Raw genomic sequence first — 17,811 nt, 5'->3', positions numbered from 1 at the left:
GTAAGGTTCTCTGACGTGCTCAGACGACGTCCGCAGTTGTTGTGGTTGCTGGTCCCCTATGTGCTCTACCTGGGGGCGCTGCCGTTCGTGAACCGGGTCCGGCCCGTCGTTCTCGGACTGCCGTTCCTCTTCTTCTGGCTGCTCGGGGCGACCGTGCTGACCCCCGTCGCCGTGTGGCTGACCCGGCGGGGTGACCGCCGGTGAACGCCGCCGTCGCGACCTCCGTCTTCGGGGTCTTCATGGTCGCCACCGTCGCCCTCGGACTGTTCGCCGTGCGCGGCAGACGCGGGGGAGAGGGCGGCGGGCTCGCCGAGTGGTCGGTGGGCGGGCGCAGCCTGGGGACCGTCTTCATCTGGGTGCTGATGGCCGGCGAGGGCTACACCAGCTTCAGCTACCTCGGCGCCGCCGGCTGGGGCTACAACTACGGGGCGCCGGTCCTGTACGTGGTCGCGTACATGTCCTGCGGTTACGCCGTCGGCTATGTCGTCGGGCCGATGCTCTGGGCGTACGCGCGCAGGCACGGACTCGTCGGGATCACCGACATGGTCGCCCACCGTTTCGGCCGGCCCTGGCTCGGCGCGCTCACCGCCGTCCTCGCGACCGTCTTCCTGCTCCCGTACATCCAGCTCCAGATCACCGGCATGGGCGTCGTCGTCTCGACGATCTCCTACGGCGCCATCAGCCTGAACTGGGCCTATTTCATCGCCTTCGCCGTCACCACCGGCTTCGTCGTCGTCAGCGGGCTGCGCGGCAGCGCGTGGGTGTCCGTCCTGAAGGACGTCCTGGTCATCGCCACGCTCGGCTTCCTCGCCGTGTACGTACCGCTGCACTACTTCGACGGCTACGGGCCCTTCCTCGACCGGCTCGTCACCGAGAAGAGCGAGTGGCTGACCTTCCCCGGCCACGGGGACAGCGGGCTCGGACAGGCCTGGTTCATCACCACCTCGTTCCTGAACTCCCTCACCGTCGTGATCTTCCCGACCACCGTCGCCGGCTACCTCGGCGCCAAGAACGCCGACGTGCTCCGGCGCAACGCGATGTGGCTGCCCGCCTACAACGTCCTGCTGTTCGTCCCGATGCTGCTCGGCATGGCGGCCCTCTTCGTCGTCCCCGGGCTCGTCGGGGCCGAGTCCAACCTCGCCCTCTTCAAGCTCGTCGTGGACTCGCTGCCGGCCTGGTCGGTCGGCATCATCGGCGTCGCCGCCGCGCTCTCCTCGATCGTGCCCATGGCCGTCTTCATGCTGGTCATCGGCACGATGTGGGGGCGCAGCGTGCTCTCGCTCGTGCCGCGCTGGGAACGGCGGCAGAAGGGCGCGGCCCAGGTCGTCGTCGTGATCGCGGGCAGCCTGGCCCTCCTGCTCACGTACACCGCGCCCAACACCCTCGTGCGGCTCTCCCTCATCTCGTACGAGGGGATGGCACAGCTGCTCCCCATGGTGCTGCTGGGGCTGATGTGGCGGCGGCTGACGCTGCTCGGGGCGCTGAGCGGGCTGGTCGTCGGGGTGGGCGTGGTGTGCGGGTTCGTGTTCACGGAGAACGATCCGGTGTGGGGCGTGAACGCGGGCATCGTCGCGCTCGGCGCCAACCTGGCCGTCGCGCTGGTGGTGACGTACGCGGGGCCGCGCGAGCGTGACGAGCGGCCGGACGACGAGGTCCTCGCACGGGACGAGATCGAGGGCGAGATCGGGGACGAGATCGGGGACGAGGAGGAGCTGTCCCCGAAATCCGATCGTGTATAACGGTTAAAGGTTGAAGTGCCGTGCGACCCGCACGGCGTGGCCGCAGGAGCACGGAAGGGGGAGGGATCGTGGACGCACGTGCCATGAACCGCATACGCGGCACCCTCGCCCGGCTGCTCCGCCCCGCAGGGCTGCTGCTCTTCTTCCTCACCGAGGTCCTGCTCGCCGAGGGCGGCAGCCTCTCCGCCGCGGTCGCGCTCGCCGCCACCGCGGCCGCCGGAACCGCACTCGTGGCCTGCTCGGTCATCAGCGCGCGCTGCGCCGTCCCGGTGCCCCGCACCCGGGTCCGTACCGCCATGCGCGACCGGGAGAAACGCACCGCGTTCCTCCCGCAGCGGGATCCCGACGCCAAGGGGCGCCGGCGACCCCGAGCCCCCGGCCGTGTCCTCCTGACGGCCGCGTAGGGCTCCCTCTCCTCCCTCTCTCCGTCCGGTACGTACGCGCTGTGCGCGTACGCGGGCGCCCCGCGCGGATCGTCATGCCGAAGCTGATCCACTTCCCGGCACGACGAGACCCCGGAGGGCTCATCCATGTCCGCCTTCATGTCCGCATTCGCCAGCCTGGTCGGCGCCTTCGCCGATCTGCTCCACCCGCTCTTCCAGAACGCGTCCACCGCCGCCGCGATCGTCCTGTTCACCGCGCTCGTACGGCTCGCCGTGCACCCCCTGTCGCGGGCCGCGGCGCGCGGACAGAAGGCGCAGCGCCGGCTCCAGCCGCAGATCGCCGAACTCCGCAAGAAGCACAAGAAGAACCCCGAGCGGATGCAGAAGGCGCTCATGGAGCTGCACAAGGAGGAGAAGGTCTCGCCGCTCTCCGGCTGCCTGCCGAGCCTCCTGCAGATGCCCGCCTTCTTCCTGCTCTACCACCTCTTCTCCAGCCAGAAGATCGGCGGCGACGCCAACGAACTCCTCGGCCACCAGCTCTTCGGCGCCCCGCTGGGCGAGCGCTGGCGCGACGCGATGGCCGACGGCGGAATGTTCGGCGCGCAGGGCCTCGTGTACGTCGGGCTGTTCGTGATCGTCGCCGCCGTCGCCACGTTCAACTACGGGCGGACGAAGCGGCAGATGGCGGCCAACCCCGTCACGCCGGCCACCGGCCCCGACGGACAGCCGGTCCCGGGCATGGGCGCGATGGCGAAGGTGATGCCGCTGATGTCCTTCTTCACGCTGTTCACCGTCGCCTTCGTACCGCTGGCCGCCGCGCTGTACGTCGTCACCAGCACCACCTGGACCGCGATCGAGCGGGCCTACCTCTACCGCGACATGCCGGCCGCGGGCGCCGCCATGGCCACGGCGGCGTAATCGGGCGCCCGAACACTCCGGTCCAGTGTGTGAACAGGGTCTTGCGGAGTGATCGGATGTCTTGGAGGATCGGACAAGCCTGCGATGGCCGCAACCCATCCGACGGGCCCGATCTCGACCGAGGGAGACAGACCGTTGAAGTTGCTTCGTGTGGGTACAGCGGGCGCGGAACGTCCGGCACTGCTGGACGAGGACGGAACCCTGCGTGACCTGTCGGGAGTCGTCGCCGACATCGACGGCGCGCTGCTCGCCGACGAGGACGCGCTCGCCCGGGTACGGGCGGCCGCGGCCGCGCCCGGGGAGCTGCCCGTGCTCGACGCCGAGGGGCTGCGGGTGGGGCCGCCGCTCGCCCGGATCGGCAAGATCGTGTGCATCGGGCTGAACTACCACGACCACGCCACGGAGACCGGCGCCCAGATACCGACCGAGCCGATCCTGTTCTTCAAGGCGCCGGACACGGTCGTCGGTCCCGAGGACACGGTGCTCGTGCCGCGCGGCAGCGAGAAGACCGACTGGGAGGTCGAGCTCGCCGTCGTCATCGGGCGCACCGCCCGTTACCTGGACTCGGCCGAGGAGGGGCTCGCGCACGTCGCCGGGTACGCGGTGGCGCACGACGTCTCCGAGCGCGAGTTCCAGATCGAGCGCGGCGGCACGTGGGACAAGGGCAAGAACTGCGAGACGTTCAACCCGCTGGGGCCCTGGCTGGTGACGGCCGACGAGGTCGCCGACCCGCAGGCGCTGCCGCTGAAGCTCTGGGTCAACGGTGAGCTGAAGCAGGACGGCACGACGGCCGACCAGATCTTCCCGGTCGGCGAGGTCGTGCGCTACCTCAGCCACTTCATGACGCTCTACCCGGGCGACGTGATCAACACCGGGACGCCTGCGGGCGTCGCGATGGGGCAGCCGGAGCCGAAGCCGTACCTCCGGGCGGGGGATGTCGTGGAGCTCGAGGTCGCGGGGCTGGGGCGGCAGCGGCAGGAGCTGAAAGGCGCTTAGGGGGTGGGCGGGGCGGTCCTCGGTCCCGGGTGCGCCCGGGACCGCTTCGTCCTCAAGCGCCGGACGGGCTGAAGAGATGTCCCCAAGCGCCGGACGGGCTTGATTTTACCGGGCTGGGTGGTTCCCAGCTGGACCTGATGGCCCTAAAGATCGGAGGGGTGGGGCTGCCACTGGCAGTCCCCACCCCTCCGGGTGTGACCGGGGTTCTCAGTCGCTGATCTTCGTCGCGAACTGTTCCAGCGCCTCGACCACCAGTGCGTGGTCCTCCGCCTGCGGCAGTCCCGAGACCGTGACCGAGCCGATGACGCCCGCGCCCTCGACCGCGATCGGGAACGAGCCGCCGTGTGCGGCGTACCTGTCCGGGTCCAGGCGCGAGGCCTCGTCGAACGTCGTCCCCTTGGCCCGGAACCGGGTCCCCACCAGGTACGAGCTCTCGCCGTACCGTTCGACGACCCTGCGCTTGCGGTCGATCCACGCGTCGTTGTCCGCGCTCGAACCCGGCAGCGCGGCGTGGAACAGCTGCTGTGCGCCTCGCCGGATGTCGATCGCCACCGGGGCGTGCCGCTCCCGCGCCAGGGCGACCAGCAGACCGCCGAGCGCGTACGCGTCGTCGTAGCCGAAGTGCGGCAGGGTCAGCCGGCGCTCCTGGGCGATGAGCTCGGAGATGGTCGGAGCGGTGGGGTTCATGCGGACTGCTCCTCGGTGGCATGAGCGGTGGCGTGCGTGGCGGTGGACGCGGACGGCGTGGGCAGCGTGACCGTGACGCCCTCGCGGGCCGAGCGGCGGGCGGCCTCCAGGACGTCGAGCGCCGCGGCGGCCTGGAGCGCGGTCACCGGATTGTCGCCCTTGCCGCGCAGCGCGCCGGCGACCGCCGCGTAGTACGCGGGGTAGTCGCCCGGCAGCGTACGGACCGGGGTGCCGCCGCCCGTGAGCGGGGACTCGCCCGAGCCCAGCCGGCCCCACAGCTCCTCGTTCTCCTCGCCCCACGGCCCGTCCGCCGACGGGCGCGCACCCTCGCGCAGTGCGGCCTCCTGGGGGTCGAGGCCGTACTTCACATAGCCGGCCGTCGAGCCGAGCACCCGGAAACGCGGGCCGAGCTGGGCCGTCGTCGCGCTGACGTACAGGTGCGAGCGGACCCCGCTCGCGTGGGTGATCGCGACGAACGTGTCGTCGTCGGCCGCCGCACCCGGCCGGCGCACGTCCGACTCCGCGTACACCCGCACCGCCGGACCGAACAGGACCAGCGCCTGGTCGACGACATGGCTGCCCAGGTCGTACAGCAGCCCGCCGATCTCCTGGGGGTCGCCCGACTCGCGCCAGCCGCCCTTCGGCTGCGGGCGCCAGCGCTCGAAGCGCGACTCGAAGCGCTGCACCTCGCCCAGCTCGCCGTCCGCGATCAGCGAGCGCAGGGTGAGGAAGTCGTTGTCCCAGCGGCGGTTCTGGAAGACCGAGAGCAGCAGCCCGCGCTCCTCGGCCAGCGCCGCCAGCTCGCGGGCCTCCGCCGAGGTGCCGGCCACCGGCTTGTCCACGACCACCGGCAGACCGGCCTTGAGCGCGGCCGTCGCGATCGGGACGTGCGTCTTGTTCGGCGACGCGATCACGATCAGGTCGAGCTCGTCCGCGCGCGGCCACAGCTCGTCCGGCGAGGTGGCGAAGCGCACCCCGGGGAACTCGGCGCGGGCCTGCTCCCGGCGCTCCTCGTTCGACGTCACGACCGTGTCCAGGACGAGGCCGTCGGTCGCGGCGATCAGAGGGGCGTGGAAGACGGAACCCGCCAGGCCGTAGCCGACGAGCCCGACACGCAGGGGGGCCGGGGCCGTGCCGGACGTCTCGTGAGTCGCGTGGTCTGTCATGCGTTCCACTTTGGCAACGCTGTTGCCAAAGTGCAAGCGCAGGACACAATGGGTCGGTGAACAGGAGCAATAGCGGCGCGAACCTGCCGACGCTGCGCAGCCACAACGCGGCGCTCGTGCTGGACCTGCTGCGGGTCGCGGGCGGGAGCGGCATCAGCCGGCTCGAACTCGCCGAGCGGACCGGACTCACCCCGCAGGCCGTCAGCAAGATCACCGCCCGGCTGCGGGCCGAGGGCCTGGCCGCCGAGGCCGGCCACCGCGCCTCGACGGGCGGCAAGCCGCGGACCGTGCTGCGGCTGGTGCCGGACGCCGGGCACGCGGTGGGGCTGCACCTGGACCGCGACGAGCTGACCGTGGTGCTCGTCGACCTCGCGGGCGCGGTGGCCGAGAGCCGTACGGCTCCGCTGGACTTCGGAGCCCCGGCGGCCGAGGTGGTCGCGGCGGCGGCCGACGCGGTCGCCGCGGTCCGGGGCGAGGGCGGCCGGCCGGTGCTCGGGGTGGGCGCCGCCGTACCGGGGCCGCTCGACCACCGGGGCGGGGTCCTGCACCGCGTCACCGGATTCCCGCAGTGGGACGGCTACCCGCTCCGTGACGCCCTCGCGGAGCGGACCGGGCTGCCCGTCGTCATCGACAAGGACACCAACGCCGCCGCCCTCGGGCTCGCCCTCCAGGCACCGGACTCCGCCGACTTCGCCTACCTCCACCTGGGCACCGGCCTCGGCTCAGGACTGGTGCTCGGCGGGGCGCTGCACCGAGGGGCCCGCACCGGTGCGGGGGAGTTCGGCCACCAGACCCTCCAGCTCGACGGGGTCCTGTGCAGCTGCGGCGGACGCGGCTGCATCGAGGCGCTCTGTCTCGCCGCCGTCCGCCGGGGCGATGTCGCCGAGGCCGCGCGGGTGCTCGGCACCGGCGCCGCCAATCTGATCGGGCTGCTCGACATCGAACGGGTCGTGCTCGGGGGGCGTACCGTCGCGGCCGATCCCGACGCGTACGTCCGGGGCGTGCGCGCGGTCCTGGACGAACGGGCCCGGCGCGACGGGGCCGACGGGGTGCCGGTGCCCGTCGTCGCCGCCGGGGGAGGGGACCGCCCGGTCGCCGAAGGGGCGGCTCAGCTGGTGCTGGCCCCGCTGTTCGGCCGCGTCGGCGGTACGGAAGCGCATCGGGATCCTGTCCGTACGGAGCCGGGACGGGACTCCCGGACGGACCCGGCCGACCGCGCCCCCGACCCCGCGGAACTGGGCTGATCGAGCGGTTTCCGGCAGCCGGGCGGGCGGCCCTGCGGCATGTCGGTGGCGGACGGTCCGTACGCGCGTGACAGCGTCGCGGTTCCTGCCGGTGAACTCCGGGCCCGGGGCGAGCCGACCGTTTCCGCGAGAAATGAAGGCTGTCCCCCATGCCCCCCACCCCGCCCCCGCCGAATCCCTCCGCCGAGCCCCCCGAACCCCCTGCCCAGGCGCGTCCGCCGTCGCCGCCGCCCCCTGCGGGCGGGCGGCCCCGGCACGGTCTCGCGCTCGGGCTGGCCGCGGCCAGTGTCATGCCCGCCGTCGTGCTCGGCGGGGCGGCGGCGGCGACCGCCGCCCCGCAGCGCAATCCGGCCGCCAGCCTGACCCCGGCGTCCATGGCGGGCTCCGTCGGTGCCGGCCAGCAGCCCGCCTGTGGCGACCCGGAGGCCGCCGGCTTCCCGATCGACACGCGTATCCACGGAGGCCCGGACACCTACGCCTCCGGCGGCGGATACGGCACCTGGTTCCTCGACCTGACCAACACCACCGCGGAGTCCTGCCGCGCCATCCACCCCGTCCTGGTCCTCACCGACGAGGACCGTGCGCTGACCTCGGACCAGATCCAGCTGGAGTTCTCCGAGCGCGCCCACCCCGGCGTCGAGCACCGCGTCAGCTGGGAGACCACCGACCGGGACGAGCACATCGGCGTCTTCGGCGGTGAGGGCGACGGCTCCTTCGCCGGCTTCACCGTGCCGGCCGGGCGGACCGTCACCGTCCAGGTCAGGCTGGCGTTCACCTCCGACACCAGCCCCGGCCGGATCACCGCGAACGCCGCGATCGTCCAGCGGCAGCGCACCGAGAGCGGCAAGGGCGACGGGGGAGCCGCGCCGAAGGGCTCCGACGGGGAGTGGGTCGGCGAGTCCGAGGACTACCCGTTCACGGTCGTCGAGGACGACGGCAGCGGTGACAGCAGCGGGGACACCGGCGGGGACGACACGGACAGCGGGATGACCGCCGAGCCCGAGAAGAGCGGCGGAACCGGCAAGGAGAAGCAGGGCGACGGCACCACCGGGCGCGAACCCGGGCGGCCCGACCCCCGCGCCACCACCGGGACCGGGAACGGGACCGGCACCCCGCGCCCGGTCGCGCCCGGCCGGGACCCCGCGGGCGTTCCGGAGCTCGCCGCCACCGGGGCCTCCGTTCCGGTCCCCCTGTCCGCCCTCACCGTCGCGGGCTTCCTGATCGGCGGCGGGGCCGTCGTGCTGGCGACCCGCCGGACGCGCCGGGGCCAGTAGCCCCCGGACCCGGGCGGCGGCACCCGGGCCGTCCCCCCCCGCAGCCCCTCCGGCCGGCGCGCACCGGCTCGACCACCGGTGTTCATGTGCGTCTGCCACCATCGGGCCGTGGACTATCCGCACGGCCAGGCACCTGGCGCACCGATCCGCTCCGGCATCCCGGAGCACGGCCGCATTCCCAAGTACTACGCGGTCAAGGCCCAAGTCTCCGTCCTCGTCGACGAGCTGGGCGAGGGCGGCATGCTGCCGCCGGAACGCGATCTCGCCCTGCGCTACGAGGTGTCGCGCGAGACCGTGCGCCAGGCGCTGCGCGAACTGCTCCTGGAGGGGCGGCTGGCCCGGCAGGGCCGCGGCACCGTGGTCGCCGGGCCCAAGCTCGAACAGCCGCTCTCGCTCGCGAGCTACACGGAGGGCGTACGCCGCCAGGGCCGTACGCCGGGGCGCCATCTCATCGGCCTGGAGCAGTTCCCCTGCCCCGAGGCGCTCGCCGCCGAGGTCGGGGTGGAGCGCGGGGAGCCGGTCTGGCACCTGGAGCGGGTGCTGCTGGCCGATGACGACCGGGTGGGTCTGGAGAGCACGTACGTCAGCGTCGAGCGGGTGCCGGACCTCAGGGAGAGGTTCGACCCCGACTCCTCCTTCTACGCCTATCTGCACGACCGGCTCGGCATCTCCTTCGGTGACGCGGACGAGCGGATCGAGACCGTGCTCGCCACCCCGCGCGAGGCGCTGCTCATCGGGACCCCGCCCGCCCTGCCCATGCTGCTGATCCACCGGATCTCCCGGGACACCGGCGGCCGGCCGCTGGAGCGGGTGCGCACACTGTTCCGCGGCGACCGGTTCTCCTTCACCGCACACCTCAGCGGACGCGGCTGAACCCGCGCGGGCACGGACCGGCCCCACGCGCCGGGGGCACGGATCAACTGCACGGATCGACTCACAAGGATAACGAGAACGTAACGGGTCTAGTCCAAGCTTGGGACCCAGTTCACCCTCCCGTTGCCGTACCGATCCATTCAGGCCATCCGCGCCGAGGAGCGTTGCCGTCGTGAGAGTCATCGTCGTAGGAGCCGGCGTGGTGGGAACCATGCACGCCTGGCACGCAGTGAACCGCGGCCACGAGGTCGTACAGATCGAGCGCGAGAGCGAGGCACGCGGAGCATCGCTCCGCAATTTCGGACAGATATGGGTCAGCGGCCGGGCCGGCGGCGAGGAGCTGGAGACCGCACTCCGCGCCCGTGAGCTCTGGGAGTCCATCGGCGCGCGGGTGCCGGATCTCGGCTTCCGGGCCTGCGGCTCGCTCACCCCGGTGCGCACCGCACGGGAGACCGCCGTCGCCGAGGCGGCCGTGGCCCGTCCCGACGCAGCGGCCCGCGGCTACAAGCTGCTCACCGCGGGCGAGGCCCGCGCCCTCAACCCGGCCCTGCGCGGCGACTTCACCGCCGCCCTGTGGTGCGAGCGGGACGCGGCAGTCGAGCCGCGCACCGCCCAGCTCGCCCTGAAGCGGGAACTGCTCGCCTCCGGCCGCTACACCTACCTCGGCGGCCGCGAGGTGCGCGAGGTCGTCGGCACGGCCTCCGTCCGCGACGACCACGGGGACGTGCACACCGGCGACGCCGTCGTCCTCGCCACCGGCGCCTGGCTCGGCGGCCTCGTCCGCGAACTGGCCGGACCGGATCTGCCCGTACGGCGGGTCCGCCTCCAGATGATGCAGACCGACCCGCTCGGCGAACCGCTCACCACGTCCGTCGCCGACGCCGACAGCTTCCGCTACTACCCGGCCTACCGCGGCGAGGCGCTCGACGCGCTCAACGCCGGACAGGCCCAGGCCCCCACCGCCGCCGAACACCGCATGCAGCTCCTGATGGTGCAGCGCCGCGACGGCGGACTGACCATCGGCGACACCCACGAGTACGAGCACCCCTTCTCCTTCGACACCGTCGAGGAGCCCTACGAGCACCTCACCGCGGTCGTCGAGTCCTTCCTCGGCCGCCCGCTGCCGCGCATCCGCCGCCGCTGGGCCGGGGTCTACGCCCAGTGCACCGACACCGGCCGCGTCGTCCACCGCCAGCAGGTGCGGGACGGCGTCTGGCTCGTCACCGGGCCCGGCGGACGCGGCATGACCTGCTCGCCCGCCATCGCCGAAACGACCGCCAACGAACTGGGATGGTGAAGACGTTGACCAACGACACCGCGCTGAATCTGATCGTCCTCGACATGGCGGGCACCACCGTCGCCGACGGGGGCCTCGTCGAGCAGGCCTTCTCCGCCGCGGCCGCACGCCTCGGCGTGGAGCCCGGCTCCGCCGACCACGCCCGGAAGCTCGACTACGTACGCGCCACCATGGGCGAGTCCAAGATCACCGTCTTCCGCCACCTGTTCGGCGAGGAGACCCTGGCCCAGCGGGCCAACACCGCCTTCGAGGCGGCGTACGGCGAACTCGTCGACGGCGGCCGCATCGCCCCCGTCCCCGGCGCCCGCGAGGCCGTCGAACAGCTCACCTCCGAGGGCCGGACCGTGGTCCTGTCCACCGGCTTCGCCCGCACCACCCAGGACGCGATCCTCGCCGCACTCGGCTGGCAGGACCTCGTCGCCCTGACCCTCTGCCCCGCCGACGCCGGCGGCCGCGGCCGCCCCTACCCGGACATGGTCCTGGCCGCGCTGCTGCGCACCGGCGCGGTGGACGACGTCCGCCGGACCGTCGTCGCCGGGGACACCTCGTACGACATGCTCAGCGGGGTACGCGCCGGGGCCGGCATCGTCGCCGGGGTCCTCACCGGCGCCCACGACAAGGACCAGCTGACCCGCAGCGGCGCCACCCACGTCCTCGGCTCCGTCGCCGAACTCCCCGGACTCGTCGCGCGGGCCGAGGCATGACGGGCGGGGCCGAAAGCGTCCGCAGCGGCATCAGGTTCGACGGGGTCAGCGTCGCCTACGGCGGCAACGTCGTCCTCGACCGGCTCGACCTCACCGTCGAACCCGGTGAGGTCATGGCCCTCCTCGGCCCCTCCGGTTCCGGCAAGACGACCGCCCTGCGCGCCGTCGCCGGTTTCGTCCGGCCCGCGGCCGGGCGGGTGTTCATCGGCGACCGCGACGTCACCGCCCTGCCGCCGCACAAGCGCGGCATCGGCATGGTCGTCCAGCAGTACGCGCTCTTCCCGCACCTGCGGGTCCAGGACAACGTCGCCTTCGGCCTGAAGGCGCAGAAGGCCGACAAGGCAGCGATCCCGGGGCGGGTCGCCGAGGCGCTCGAACTCGTCGGCATGGGCGCCTTCGCCCGGCGCTACCCGCGCGAGCTCTCCGGCGGCCAGCAGCAGCGCGTCGCCATCGCCCGCGCGCTCGCCATCCGCCCCGGCGTCCTGCTGCTCGACGAACCGCTCTCCGCGCTCGACGCCCAGCTGCGCTCCGGCATGCTCACCGAACTGGCCAGGCTGCACCGCGAACTGCCGGACGTCTCCATCCTGTACGTCACCCACGACCAGGTCGAGGCGCTGACCCTCGCCGACCGGATCGCCGTCATGGACAAGGCCCGGCTCCAGGACTGCGGCACCCCGCAGGAGCTGTACCGCCGTCCCCGTACGGAGTTCACCGCCTCGTTCGTCGGCAACGCGAACCTGCTGCCGGTCACCGTCGCGGAGCCCGCCGGCACGGTGGACTTCGCCGGGCACGCGCTCGCCGTGCCGACGGGGCCGGTGGCCGGCGGTGTCACCGCGACGCTCTGCGTCCGGCCGCACCTGGTCGGGCTCGGGGACGGGCCCAACGCGCTGACCGGGACGATCTCGGAGGTCCAGTGGCGCGGCTCCACGCACCGGCTGTACGTCGACGTCGACGGGCACCGGATCAAGGCCGACGTCCGGGAGCTGCGGGAGACGCCGGTGCTGGGGGACAAGGTGACGCTGCACTTCGCGCCGGACGACGCGGTGCTGCTGCCCGCGGGGGCGGGCACTCAGGAGACCCTGAGCGGAGTGGCCCGTGGCTAGCGTGGTGACCGGGGACGTGCGCCCGGCCGCATCCGGCAGCAGGGCCGCCCGCAAGGGCCGGACGGGCTGGAAGGGTCCGGCCTGGGCCCTGCCCCCCGTCGCCGTCCTCGCCGTCGTGTTCCTCTACCCCCTCCTCCTCGTCCTCCAGCAGTCGTTCAGCCCCGACGAGGGCGGAACCTCGCTCTCGCCGTACACCGACGTCTTCGCCTCCGCGTCCTTCCGGTCCGCGCTCACCACCACCGTGTGGCTCGCCGCCGGTTCGACCGCGGGATGTCTCGTCCTCGGGTTCGTCCTCGCGCTGGTCATCGCCTTCGTGCCGTTCCCCGGCGCCAAGGCCGTCGCCCGGTTCGTCGACGTGTTCCTGTCCTTCCCGTCCTTCCTGATCACGCTCGCGCTGCTGTTCATCTACGGCAACGCGGGCATGGCCAACGGGGCGTGGACCGGCGTCACCGGGGCGGCCGACGGGCCCTTCCACTTCCTCACCACCCCGTGGGGCGTGCTCCTCGCCGAGACCACCTACTTCACACCGTTCGTGATGCGCCCGCTGCTCGCCGCGTTCTCGCAGCTCGACACCGCACAGCTGGAGGTGGCCTCCTCGCTCGGCGCCGGGCCCGCCCGGATCGTGCGGCAGGTGATCCTGCCCGAGGCCCTCCCGGCGCTCCTCGCGGGCGGCAGCCTCGTCCTCGTGATGTGCCTCAACGAGTTCGGCATCGTGCTCTTCACCGGCGCGAAAGGGGTCACCACCCTGCCGATGCTCGTCTACAGCAAGGCGATCCTGGAGTCCGACTACCCGGCCGCCTGCGTCGTCGCCGTCGTCAACATCGCGATCTCCGTCGGCCTCTACAGCCTGTACCGGGCGGTGAGCCGCCGTGCTGGTGCATAGCCGTACCGGGAAGTGGGCCGCCTGGGCCGTCTTCCTCCTGCTCTTCGTCCCGCTGTTCGCGGTGCCGCTGCTGGTCGTCCTCGCGGCCTCGTTCGCCACGAACTGGTCCGGCGCCCTACCCTCCGGACCGACCCTCGCCCACTACGACGCGGCGGCCGCGGGGGACTCCCTCCAGGCGCTCACCACGAGCCTCGTCACCGCCGTCACCGCCAGCCTCCTCGCGCTGGTCGCCGGCTCCTGGGCCGCGCTCGCGGCCGCCTCGCTCGGCCGGCGCGGGAAGCGGTTCCTGGACGCGCTGTTCATGCTGCCGGTCGCGGTGCCGTCCGTCGTCGTCGGCCTCGCCGTGCTCGTCGCGTTCAGCCGGCCGCCGGTGCTGCTCAACGGGACGCGCTGGATCGTGATCCTCGCGCACGCCGTTCTTGTCACGGCGTTCGCCTATTCGTCGGTTTCGGCCGCGACAGTACGTCTCGACCCGATGTACGAACAGGCCGCCGCCAGCCTCGGCGCCCGGCCCTCGTACGTACTGTGGCGCATCAGACTGCCGCTCCTGCTGCCGTCGCTCACCGCCGCGGCGGGGCTCTGCTTCGCCCTGTCCATGGGTGAGTTGAGCGCCACGATGATGCTCTACCCGCCGGACTGGACGCCCCTTCCGGTGCAGATCTTCGCGGCCACCGACCGTGGCTCGCTCTTCACCGGAGCGGCCGTCGCGGTGGTCCTGATGGCGGCGACGCTCCTCGTGCTGTTCGCGGTCTCCCGCATCCGCACCAGGGCCTCCTACCGCTGACTTCCCCCGCACCGACCCGTTCCCCAGGAGATACGACTGCCATGCGCAAGAACCACCTCAAGACCGTAGCCGCCGTCACCGGCGCGCTCGCCCTCGCCACCACGCTCTCCGCCTGCGGCGGCTCGTCGGCCGCGTCCGACGCGAAGGTCGTCACCGTCTACAGCGCCGACGGCCTCAAGGGCGAGAACGGCGACGGCTGGTACGACAAGGTCTTCAAGGACTTCGAGAAGAAGACCGGCATCAAGGTCGAGTACGTGGAGGGCGGCTCCGGCGAGATGGTGCAGCGCGCCGTCCGCGAGAAGACCAACACCCAGGCCGACGTGCTGGTCACCCTCCCGCCCTTCATCCAGCAGGCCGACTCCAAGGGACTCCTCCAGGCGTACGAGCCCGCCGGCTCCGACCAGGTGGAGAGCGCCGACAAGGCGCCCGACGGGAAGTGGACCTCGGTCGTCAACAACTACTTCGGCTTCGTCTACAACAAGAAGGAGCTGACCACCCCGCCCGCCACCTGGGAGCAGCTGCTCGACGGGACGTACAAGGAGAAGGTCCAGTACTCCACCCCGGGCGTCGCGGGCGACGGCACGGCCGTGCTCATCAAGGCCATGCACGACTTCGGCGGCAAGGAGCCGGCGATGGCGTACCTGAAGAAGCTCCAGACCAACAACGTCGGCCCGTCCGCCTCCACCGGCAAGCTCGCCCCCAAGGTCGACAAGGGCGAACTCCTCGCCGCCAACGGCGACGTCCAGATGAACTACGCCCAGTCCAAGGACATGCCGAACCTCGGCATCTGGTTCCCCGCCAGGTCCGGCGGCAAGCCCACCACCTTCGCCCTGCCGTACGCCGCCGGGCTGGTGACCAAGGCCCCGCACAGCGCCAACGGCAAGAAGCTGCTCGACTTCATGCTCGCCGAGCAGGCCCAGAAGGACGTCAGCGAGGTCGGCGGCGGATTCGCCGCCCGCAAGGACATCGAGGCGACCGACGCGAACGCCGCCGCGCTGACGAAGCTGATGACCGGGGTCGAGGTCTTCGAGCCGGACTGGTCGGACATCGGGACCAACCTCGACACGTACGTGGACGCGTGGAAGTCGGCCACCGGCAGCTGACCGTTGCCGGACCATTCACCGCAGGGGTCTGGACCTCCGGCGGATCATCGCGAAAAGATAACGGGTCTAGGCCCAAGTTCAACTCCGCACCGAAAGGTGGGGAGTTGAACGGGTCTTCCGAGTGCCCCCACCACTCCGACGGAGAATCTCGTGACCTCAGGCATGTCCCGCCGCACACTCCTCATGAGCGCGGCCGCCCTCGCCGCCGCAGCGCCGCTCGCCGCCGCGGGCGTCGCCGGTGCGGCTTCCGCCCGTGTCCCCAAGGTCCTCGTCATCGGCCTGGACGGCGCCCTGATGAACAGAATCAAGGATGCGGACGCACCCCACCTCGACGCGCTGATGGCGGCCGGACTCACCTCCGTCAGCCCGCTCTACGCCGACCCGATGGCACCCACGCTGTCCGGCCCCGGCTGGGCCACGATCATCACCGGCGTCTGGCCCGACAAGCACCACGTCAAGGACAACGCGTTCACCGGCAACGCCTTCGCCCAGTACCCCGACTTCCTCACCCGGATCGAGACGGCGAAGCCCTCCCTCTCCACGTACGCGGTGGCCTCCTGGAACCCGGTCACCGACACGGTCTTCTCCGCGAAGGTCGACACCCGGGTCTCCACCCCGGACGCCGAGTACGACACCGGCACCACGAGCAGGGCCGCCGCCGAACTGGCCGGCGGCAACCGTGACGCGGTCTTCGTCCACCTCGACAACGTCGACCACGCGGGGCACAGTTACGGCGCCGCGAGCTCCCAGTACCTGGACGCGATCCATGGCGTCGACACCCAGGTGGGCCAGTTGGTCGCGGCGGTGCGGGGCAGGTCCACGTACGGCTCCGAGGACTGGCTCATCATGATCACCGCCGACCACGGGCACACCGACGCCGGCGGCCACGGCGGCTCCAGCGCGGCCGAGCGGCAGACCTTCCTGATCGCGAGCGGCGGCTCCGTCACCGCGGGCTCCACCCGGTACGACATCAAGATGCCGGACGTCGCCGCCTCCGCCCTCGCCCACCTGGGCATAGCCATCGACCCGGCCTGGGGCCTCGACGGGCGGCCGCTCCAGCAGCCCACGCCCGACGCCTTCGACGCCCTGCGCCCGCAGTTGGCGACCCGCGTGGACGAGACGGGCACCGGGGCCGCGGTCCTCGGCTTCACCCACACCCCGCCCGCCGGATGGACCGTCGACAACAGCGCGATGGGCACCGGCGGCGTCACCGAATGGCGCGGCTGGGCCTTCACCACCGACGAGTTCTGGACCGCCGCCGAGCGCGGCCAGTGGCGCGAGACCAACGTCCGGGCCCGGAACGTCTTCGCGGTCGCCGACGGCGACGAATGGGTCGACAAGAGTTACACGGGCACCTTCGACTCCACTCTGGTCAGCCCCGCCTGGCCGGTCACGGGCGGCCGCACCGCCACGCTCTCCTACACCAGCCACTACCGGCAGGAGGCCCCGCAGAAGGGCGAGGTCCTCGTCTCCTACGACGGAGGGACGCCCGTCACGGTGAGGACGTACACCGCCGACACCGTCTCCAAGGCCGAATCGATCGGCCTCCAGGTGCCCGCCGGCGCCACCACCGCCCAGGTCCGGTTCCGGTACACCGGGGGCAACAACTGGTTCTGGGCGGTCGACGGTGTGCGGATCACGTCCGGCTGATCAGGAGCCGGGGCGGACCCTCTAAAATCGGGGGCGTCGGCGCTGCACAACGCGGTGCCGCCGGCGTCCCCGCACCTGGCGTACGGCAACTGGAGTCCCACATGGCAGAGCGCAAGCCGATCTCGTCCTGGCTCACCGACATGGACGGAGTCCTCATCCACGAGGGGACCCCGATCCCCGGCGCCGATGCCTTCATCAAGCGGCTGCGCGAATCCGGGCTGCCCTTCCTGGTCCTCACCAACAACTCGATCTACACCGCGCGCGACCTGCACGCCCGGCTGAACCGGATGGGCCTCGACGTGCCCGTCGAGAACATCTGGACGTCCGCGCTCGCCACCGCCCAGTTCCTGGACGACCAGCGCCCCGGCGGCACGGCGTACGTCATCGGCGAGGCCGGGCTCACCACCGCGCTGCACGACATCGGCTACGTCCTCACCGACCACGAGCCCGACTACGTGGTGCTCGGCGAGACGCGTACGTACTCGTTCGAGGCGCTCACCAAGGCGATCCGGCTGATCAACGGCGGTGCCCGCTTCATCTGCACCAACCCCGACGAGACCGGACCGTCCGCCGAGGGCCCGCTGCCCGCCACCGGGTCCGTCGCGGCCCTGATCACCAAGGCCACCGGCAAGGCGCCGTACTTCGCGGGCAAGCCCAACCCGCTCATGATGCGCACCGGGCTCAACGCGATCGGCGCCCACTCCGAGTCCAGCGCCATGATCGGCGACCGGATGGACACCGACGTGCTGGCCGGTCTGGAGGCGGGCATGCAGACCTTCCTGGTGCTCACCGGACTCACCACCGTGGCGGACATCGACAAGTACCCGTTCCGGCCGTCCACGGTCGTCGAATCCATCGCTGACCTGGTCGAACTCATCGACGTGGGCTGAGCCCGGACCCGGTGGGGGAGCGGCCGGGCGCGGCGGCCGCTCCCACTCCACCGGCCCAGTGCCCGGGCCCTGCGGATGCGGATCGGCCCGGTGCGCGTGAACCTGCCATAAGGAGGT

18 protein-coding genes are annotated in these 17,811 nt (G+C 72.1%); 16 read left to right on the top strand and 2 right to left on the bottom strand.

Annotated elements, in window-relative coordinates; translation table 11 throughout:
• The first annotated feature begins 45 nt into the window (after positions 1–45).
• The 5 genes from OG408_RS14520 (at position 46) to OG408_RS14500 (ending at position 4,036) form a co-directional block, all read left to right on the top strand.
• Positions 46–204 carry a DUF3311 domain-containing protein gene (locus OG408_RS14520; protein ID WP_078617706.1) on the top strand — a complete coding sequence of 53 codons (159 nt, stop codon included), beginning with the start codon at positions 46–48 and terminating at the stop codon, positions 202–204.
• Positions 201–1,739: a sodium:solute symporter family protein gene (locus OG408_RS14515; RefSeq protein WP_326670203.1), complete on the top strand. Its 1,539-nt coding sequence runs from the start codon at positions 201–203 to the stop codon at positions 1,737–1,739. The genes OG408_RS14520 and OG408_RS14515 overlap by 4 nt, the downstream gene beginning before the upstream one ends.
• A gap of 83 nt (positions 1,740–1,822) precedes the next feature.
• The gene (locus OG408_RS14510) at positions 1,823–2,143 is read left to right on the top strand and encodes a DUF6412 domain-containing protein (RefSeq protein ID WP_326670201.1); all 321 of its coding nucleotides are present in this window, start codon (positions 1,823–1,825) and stop codon (positions 2,141–2,143) included.
• A gap of 126 nt (positions 2,144–2,269) precedes the next feature.
• Positions 2,270–3,040: a YidC/Oxa1 family membrane protein insertase gene (locus OG408_RS14505; RefSeq protein ID WP_266779181.1), complete on the top strand. Its 771-nt coding sequence runs from the start codon at positions 2,270–2,272 to the stop codon at positions 3,038–3,040.
• Positions 3,041–3,175: 135 nt separating this feature from the next.
• On the top strand, positions 3,176–4,036 hold the full coding sequence (locus OG408_RS14500) for a fumarylacetoacetate hydrolase family protein (protein WP_285563694.1): 861 nt from the start codon (positions 3,176–3,178) through the stop codon (positions 4,034–4,036).
• Positions 4,037–4,243: 207 nt separating this feature from the next.
• Here the strand turns inward: OG408_RS14500 and OG408_RS14495 are convergent, their stop codons facing one another.
• Positions 4,244–4,723, bottom strand: coding sequence for a heme-degrading domain-containing protein (locus OG408_RS14495; RefSeq protein WP_266779177.1), 480 nt, complete (start codon positions 4,721–4,723; stop codon positions 4,244–4,246).
• Complete coding sequence (locus tag OG408_RS14490; protein ID WP_326670198.1) at positions 4,720–5,889, bottom strand: Gfo/Idh/MocA family oxidoreductase; 1,170 nt, start codon at positions 5,887–5,889, stop codon at positions 4,720–4,722. Before OG408_RS14490 ends, OG408_RS14495 begins: the two co-directional genes overlap by 4 nt.
• A 56-nt stretch (positions 5,890–5,945) precedes the next feature.
• Between OG408_RS14490 and OG408_RS14485 the strand changes: the two genes are divergently transcribed.
• From OG408_RS14485 to OG408_RS14435, 11 genes are all read left to right on the top strand, one after another.
• On the top strand, positions 5,946–7,133 hold the full coding sequence (locus OG408_RS14485) for an ROK family transcriptional regulator (protein WP_326670197.1): 1,188 nt from the start codon (positions 5,946–5,948) through the stop codon (positions 7,131–7,133).
• A gap of 149 nt (positions 7,134–7,282) precedes the next feature.
• Positions 7,283–8,407 carry a hypothetical protein gene (locus tag OG408_RS14480; RefSeq protein ID WP_326670196.1) on the top strand — a complete coding sequence of 375 codons (1,125 nt, stop codon included), beginning with the start codon at positions 7,283–7,285 and terminating at the stop codon, positions 8,405–8,407.
• Positions 8,408–8,515: 108 nt separating this feature from the next.
• On the top strand, positions 8,516–9,280 hold the full coding sequence (locus OG408_RS14475) for a GntR family transcriptional regulator (protein ID WP_266779169.1): 765 nt from the start codon (positions 8,516–8,518) through the stop codon (positions 9,278–9,280).
• Positions 9,281–9,452: 172 nt separating this feature from the next.
• Positions 9,453–10,577, top strand: coding sequence for a TIGR03364 family FAD-dependent oxidoreductase (locus OG408_RS14470; RefSeq protein ID WP_285563692.1), 1,125 nt, complete (start codon positions 9,453–9,455; stop codon positions 10,575–10,577).
• The gene (locus tag OG408_RS14465; protein ID WP_266779165.1) at positions 10,571–11,281 is read left to right on the top strand and encodes a phosphonatase-like hydrolase; all 711 of its coding nucleotides are present in this window, start codon (positions 10,571–10,573) and stop codon (positions 11,279–11,281) included. Before OG408_RS14470 ends, OG408_RS14465 begins: the two co-directional genes overlap by 7 nt.
• Positions 11,278–12,384 carry an ABC transporter ATP-binding protein gene (locus OG408_RS14460; protein WP_266779163.1) on the top strand — a complete coding sequence of 369 codons (1,107 nt, stop codon included), beginning with the start codon at positions 11,278–11,280 and terminating at the stop codon, positions 12,382–12,384. Before OG408_RS14465 ends, OG408_RS14460 begins: the two co-directional genes overlap by 4 nt.
• Positions 12,377–13,267 carry a 2-aminoethylphosphonate ABC transporter permease subunit gene (locus tag OG408_RS14455; RefSeq protein WP_326670191.1) on the top strand — a complete coding sequence of 297 codons (891 nt, stop codon included), beginning with the start codon at positions 12,377–12,379 and terminating at the stop codon, positions 13,265–13,267. Before OG408_RS14460 ends, OG408_RS14455 begins: the two co-directional genes overlap by 8 nt.
• On the top strand, positions 13,254–14,051 hold the full coding sequence (locus tag OG408_RS14450) for an ABC transporter permease (RefSeq protein ID WP_326670189.1): 798 nt from the start codon (positions 13,254–13,256) through the stop codon (positions 14,049–14,051). The genes OG408_RS14455 and OG408_RS14450 overlap by 14 nt, the downstream gene beginning before the upstream one ends.
• 41 nt (positions 14,052–14,092) lie before the next feature.
• On the top strand, positions 14,093–15,154 hold the full coding sequence (locus OG408_RS14445) for a 2-aminoethylphosphonate ABC transporter substrate-binding protein (protein WP_326670187.1): 1,062 nt from the start codon (positions 14,093–14,095) through the stop codon (positions 15,152–15,154).
• 162 nt (positions 15,155–15,316) lie between these two features.
• A complete protein-coding gene (locus OG408_RS14440; protein WP_442806130.1) occupies positions 15,317–16,804 on the top strand; it encodes an alkaline phosphatase family protein in 1,488 nt (495 codons plus the stop codon).
• 101 nt (positions 16,805–16,905) lie between these two features.
• Positions 16,906–17,694: an HAD-IIA family hydrolase gene (locus OG408_RS14435; RefSeq protein WP_266779155.1), complete on the top strand. Its 789-nt coding sequence runs from the start codon at positions 16,906–16,908 to the stop codon at positions 17,692–17,694.
• The last annotated feature ends 117 nt before the right edge of the window (positions 17,695–17,811 follow it).

The sequence above is a fragment of the Streptomyces sp. NBC_01257 genome, from assembly GCF_035917255.1.
Classification (GTDB): domain Bacteria; phylum Actinomycetota; class Actinomycetes; order Streptomycetales; family Streptomycetaceae; genus Streptomyces.
The sequence above is the reverse complement of the archived record's forward strand: the minus strand, read 5'-3'. Positions and strand labels throughout refer to the sequence as shown.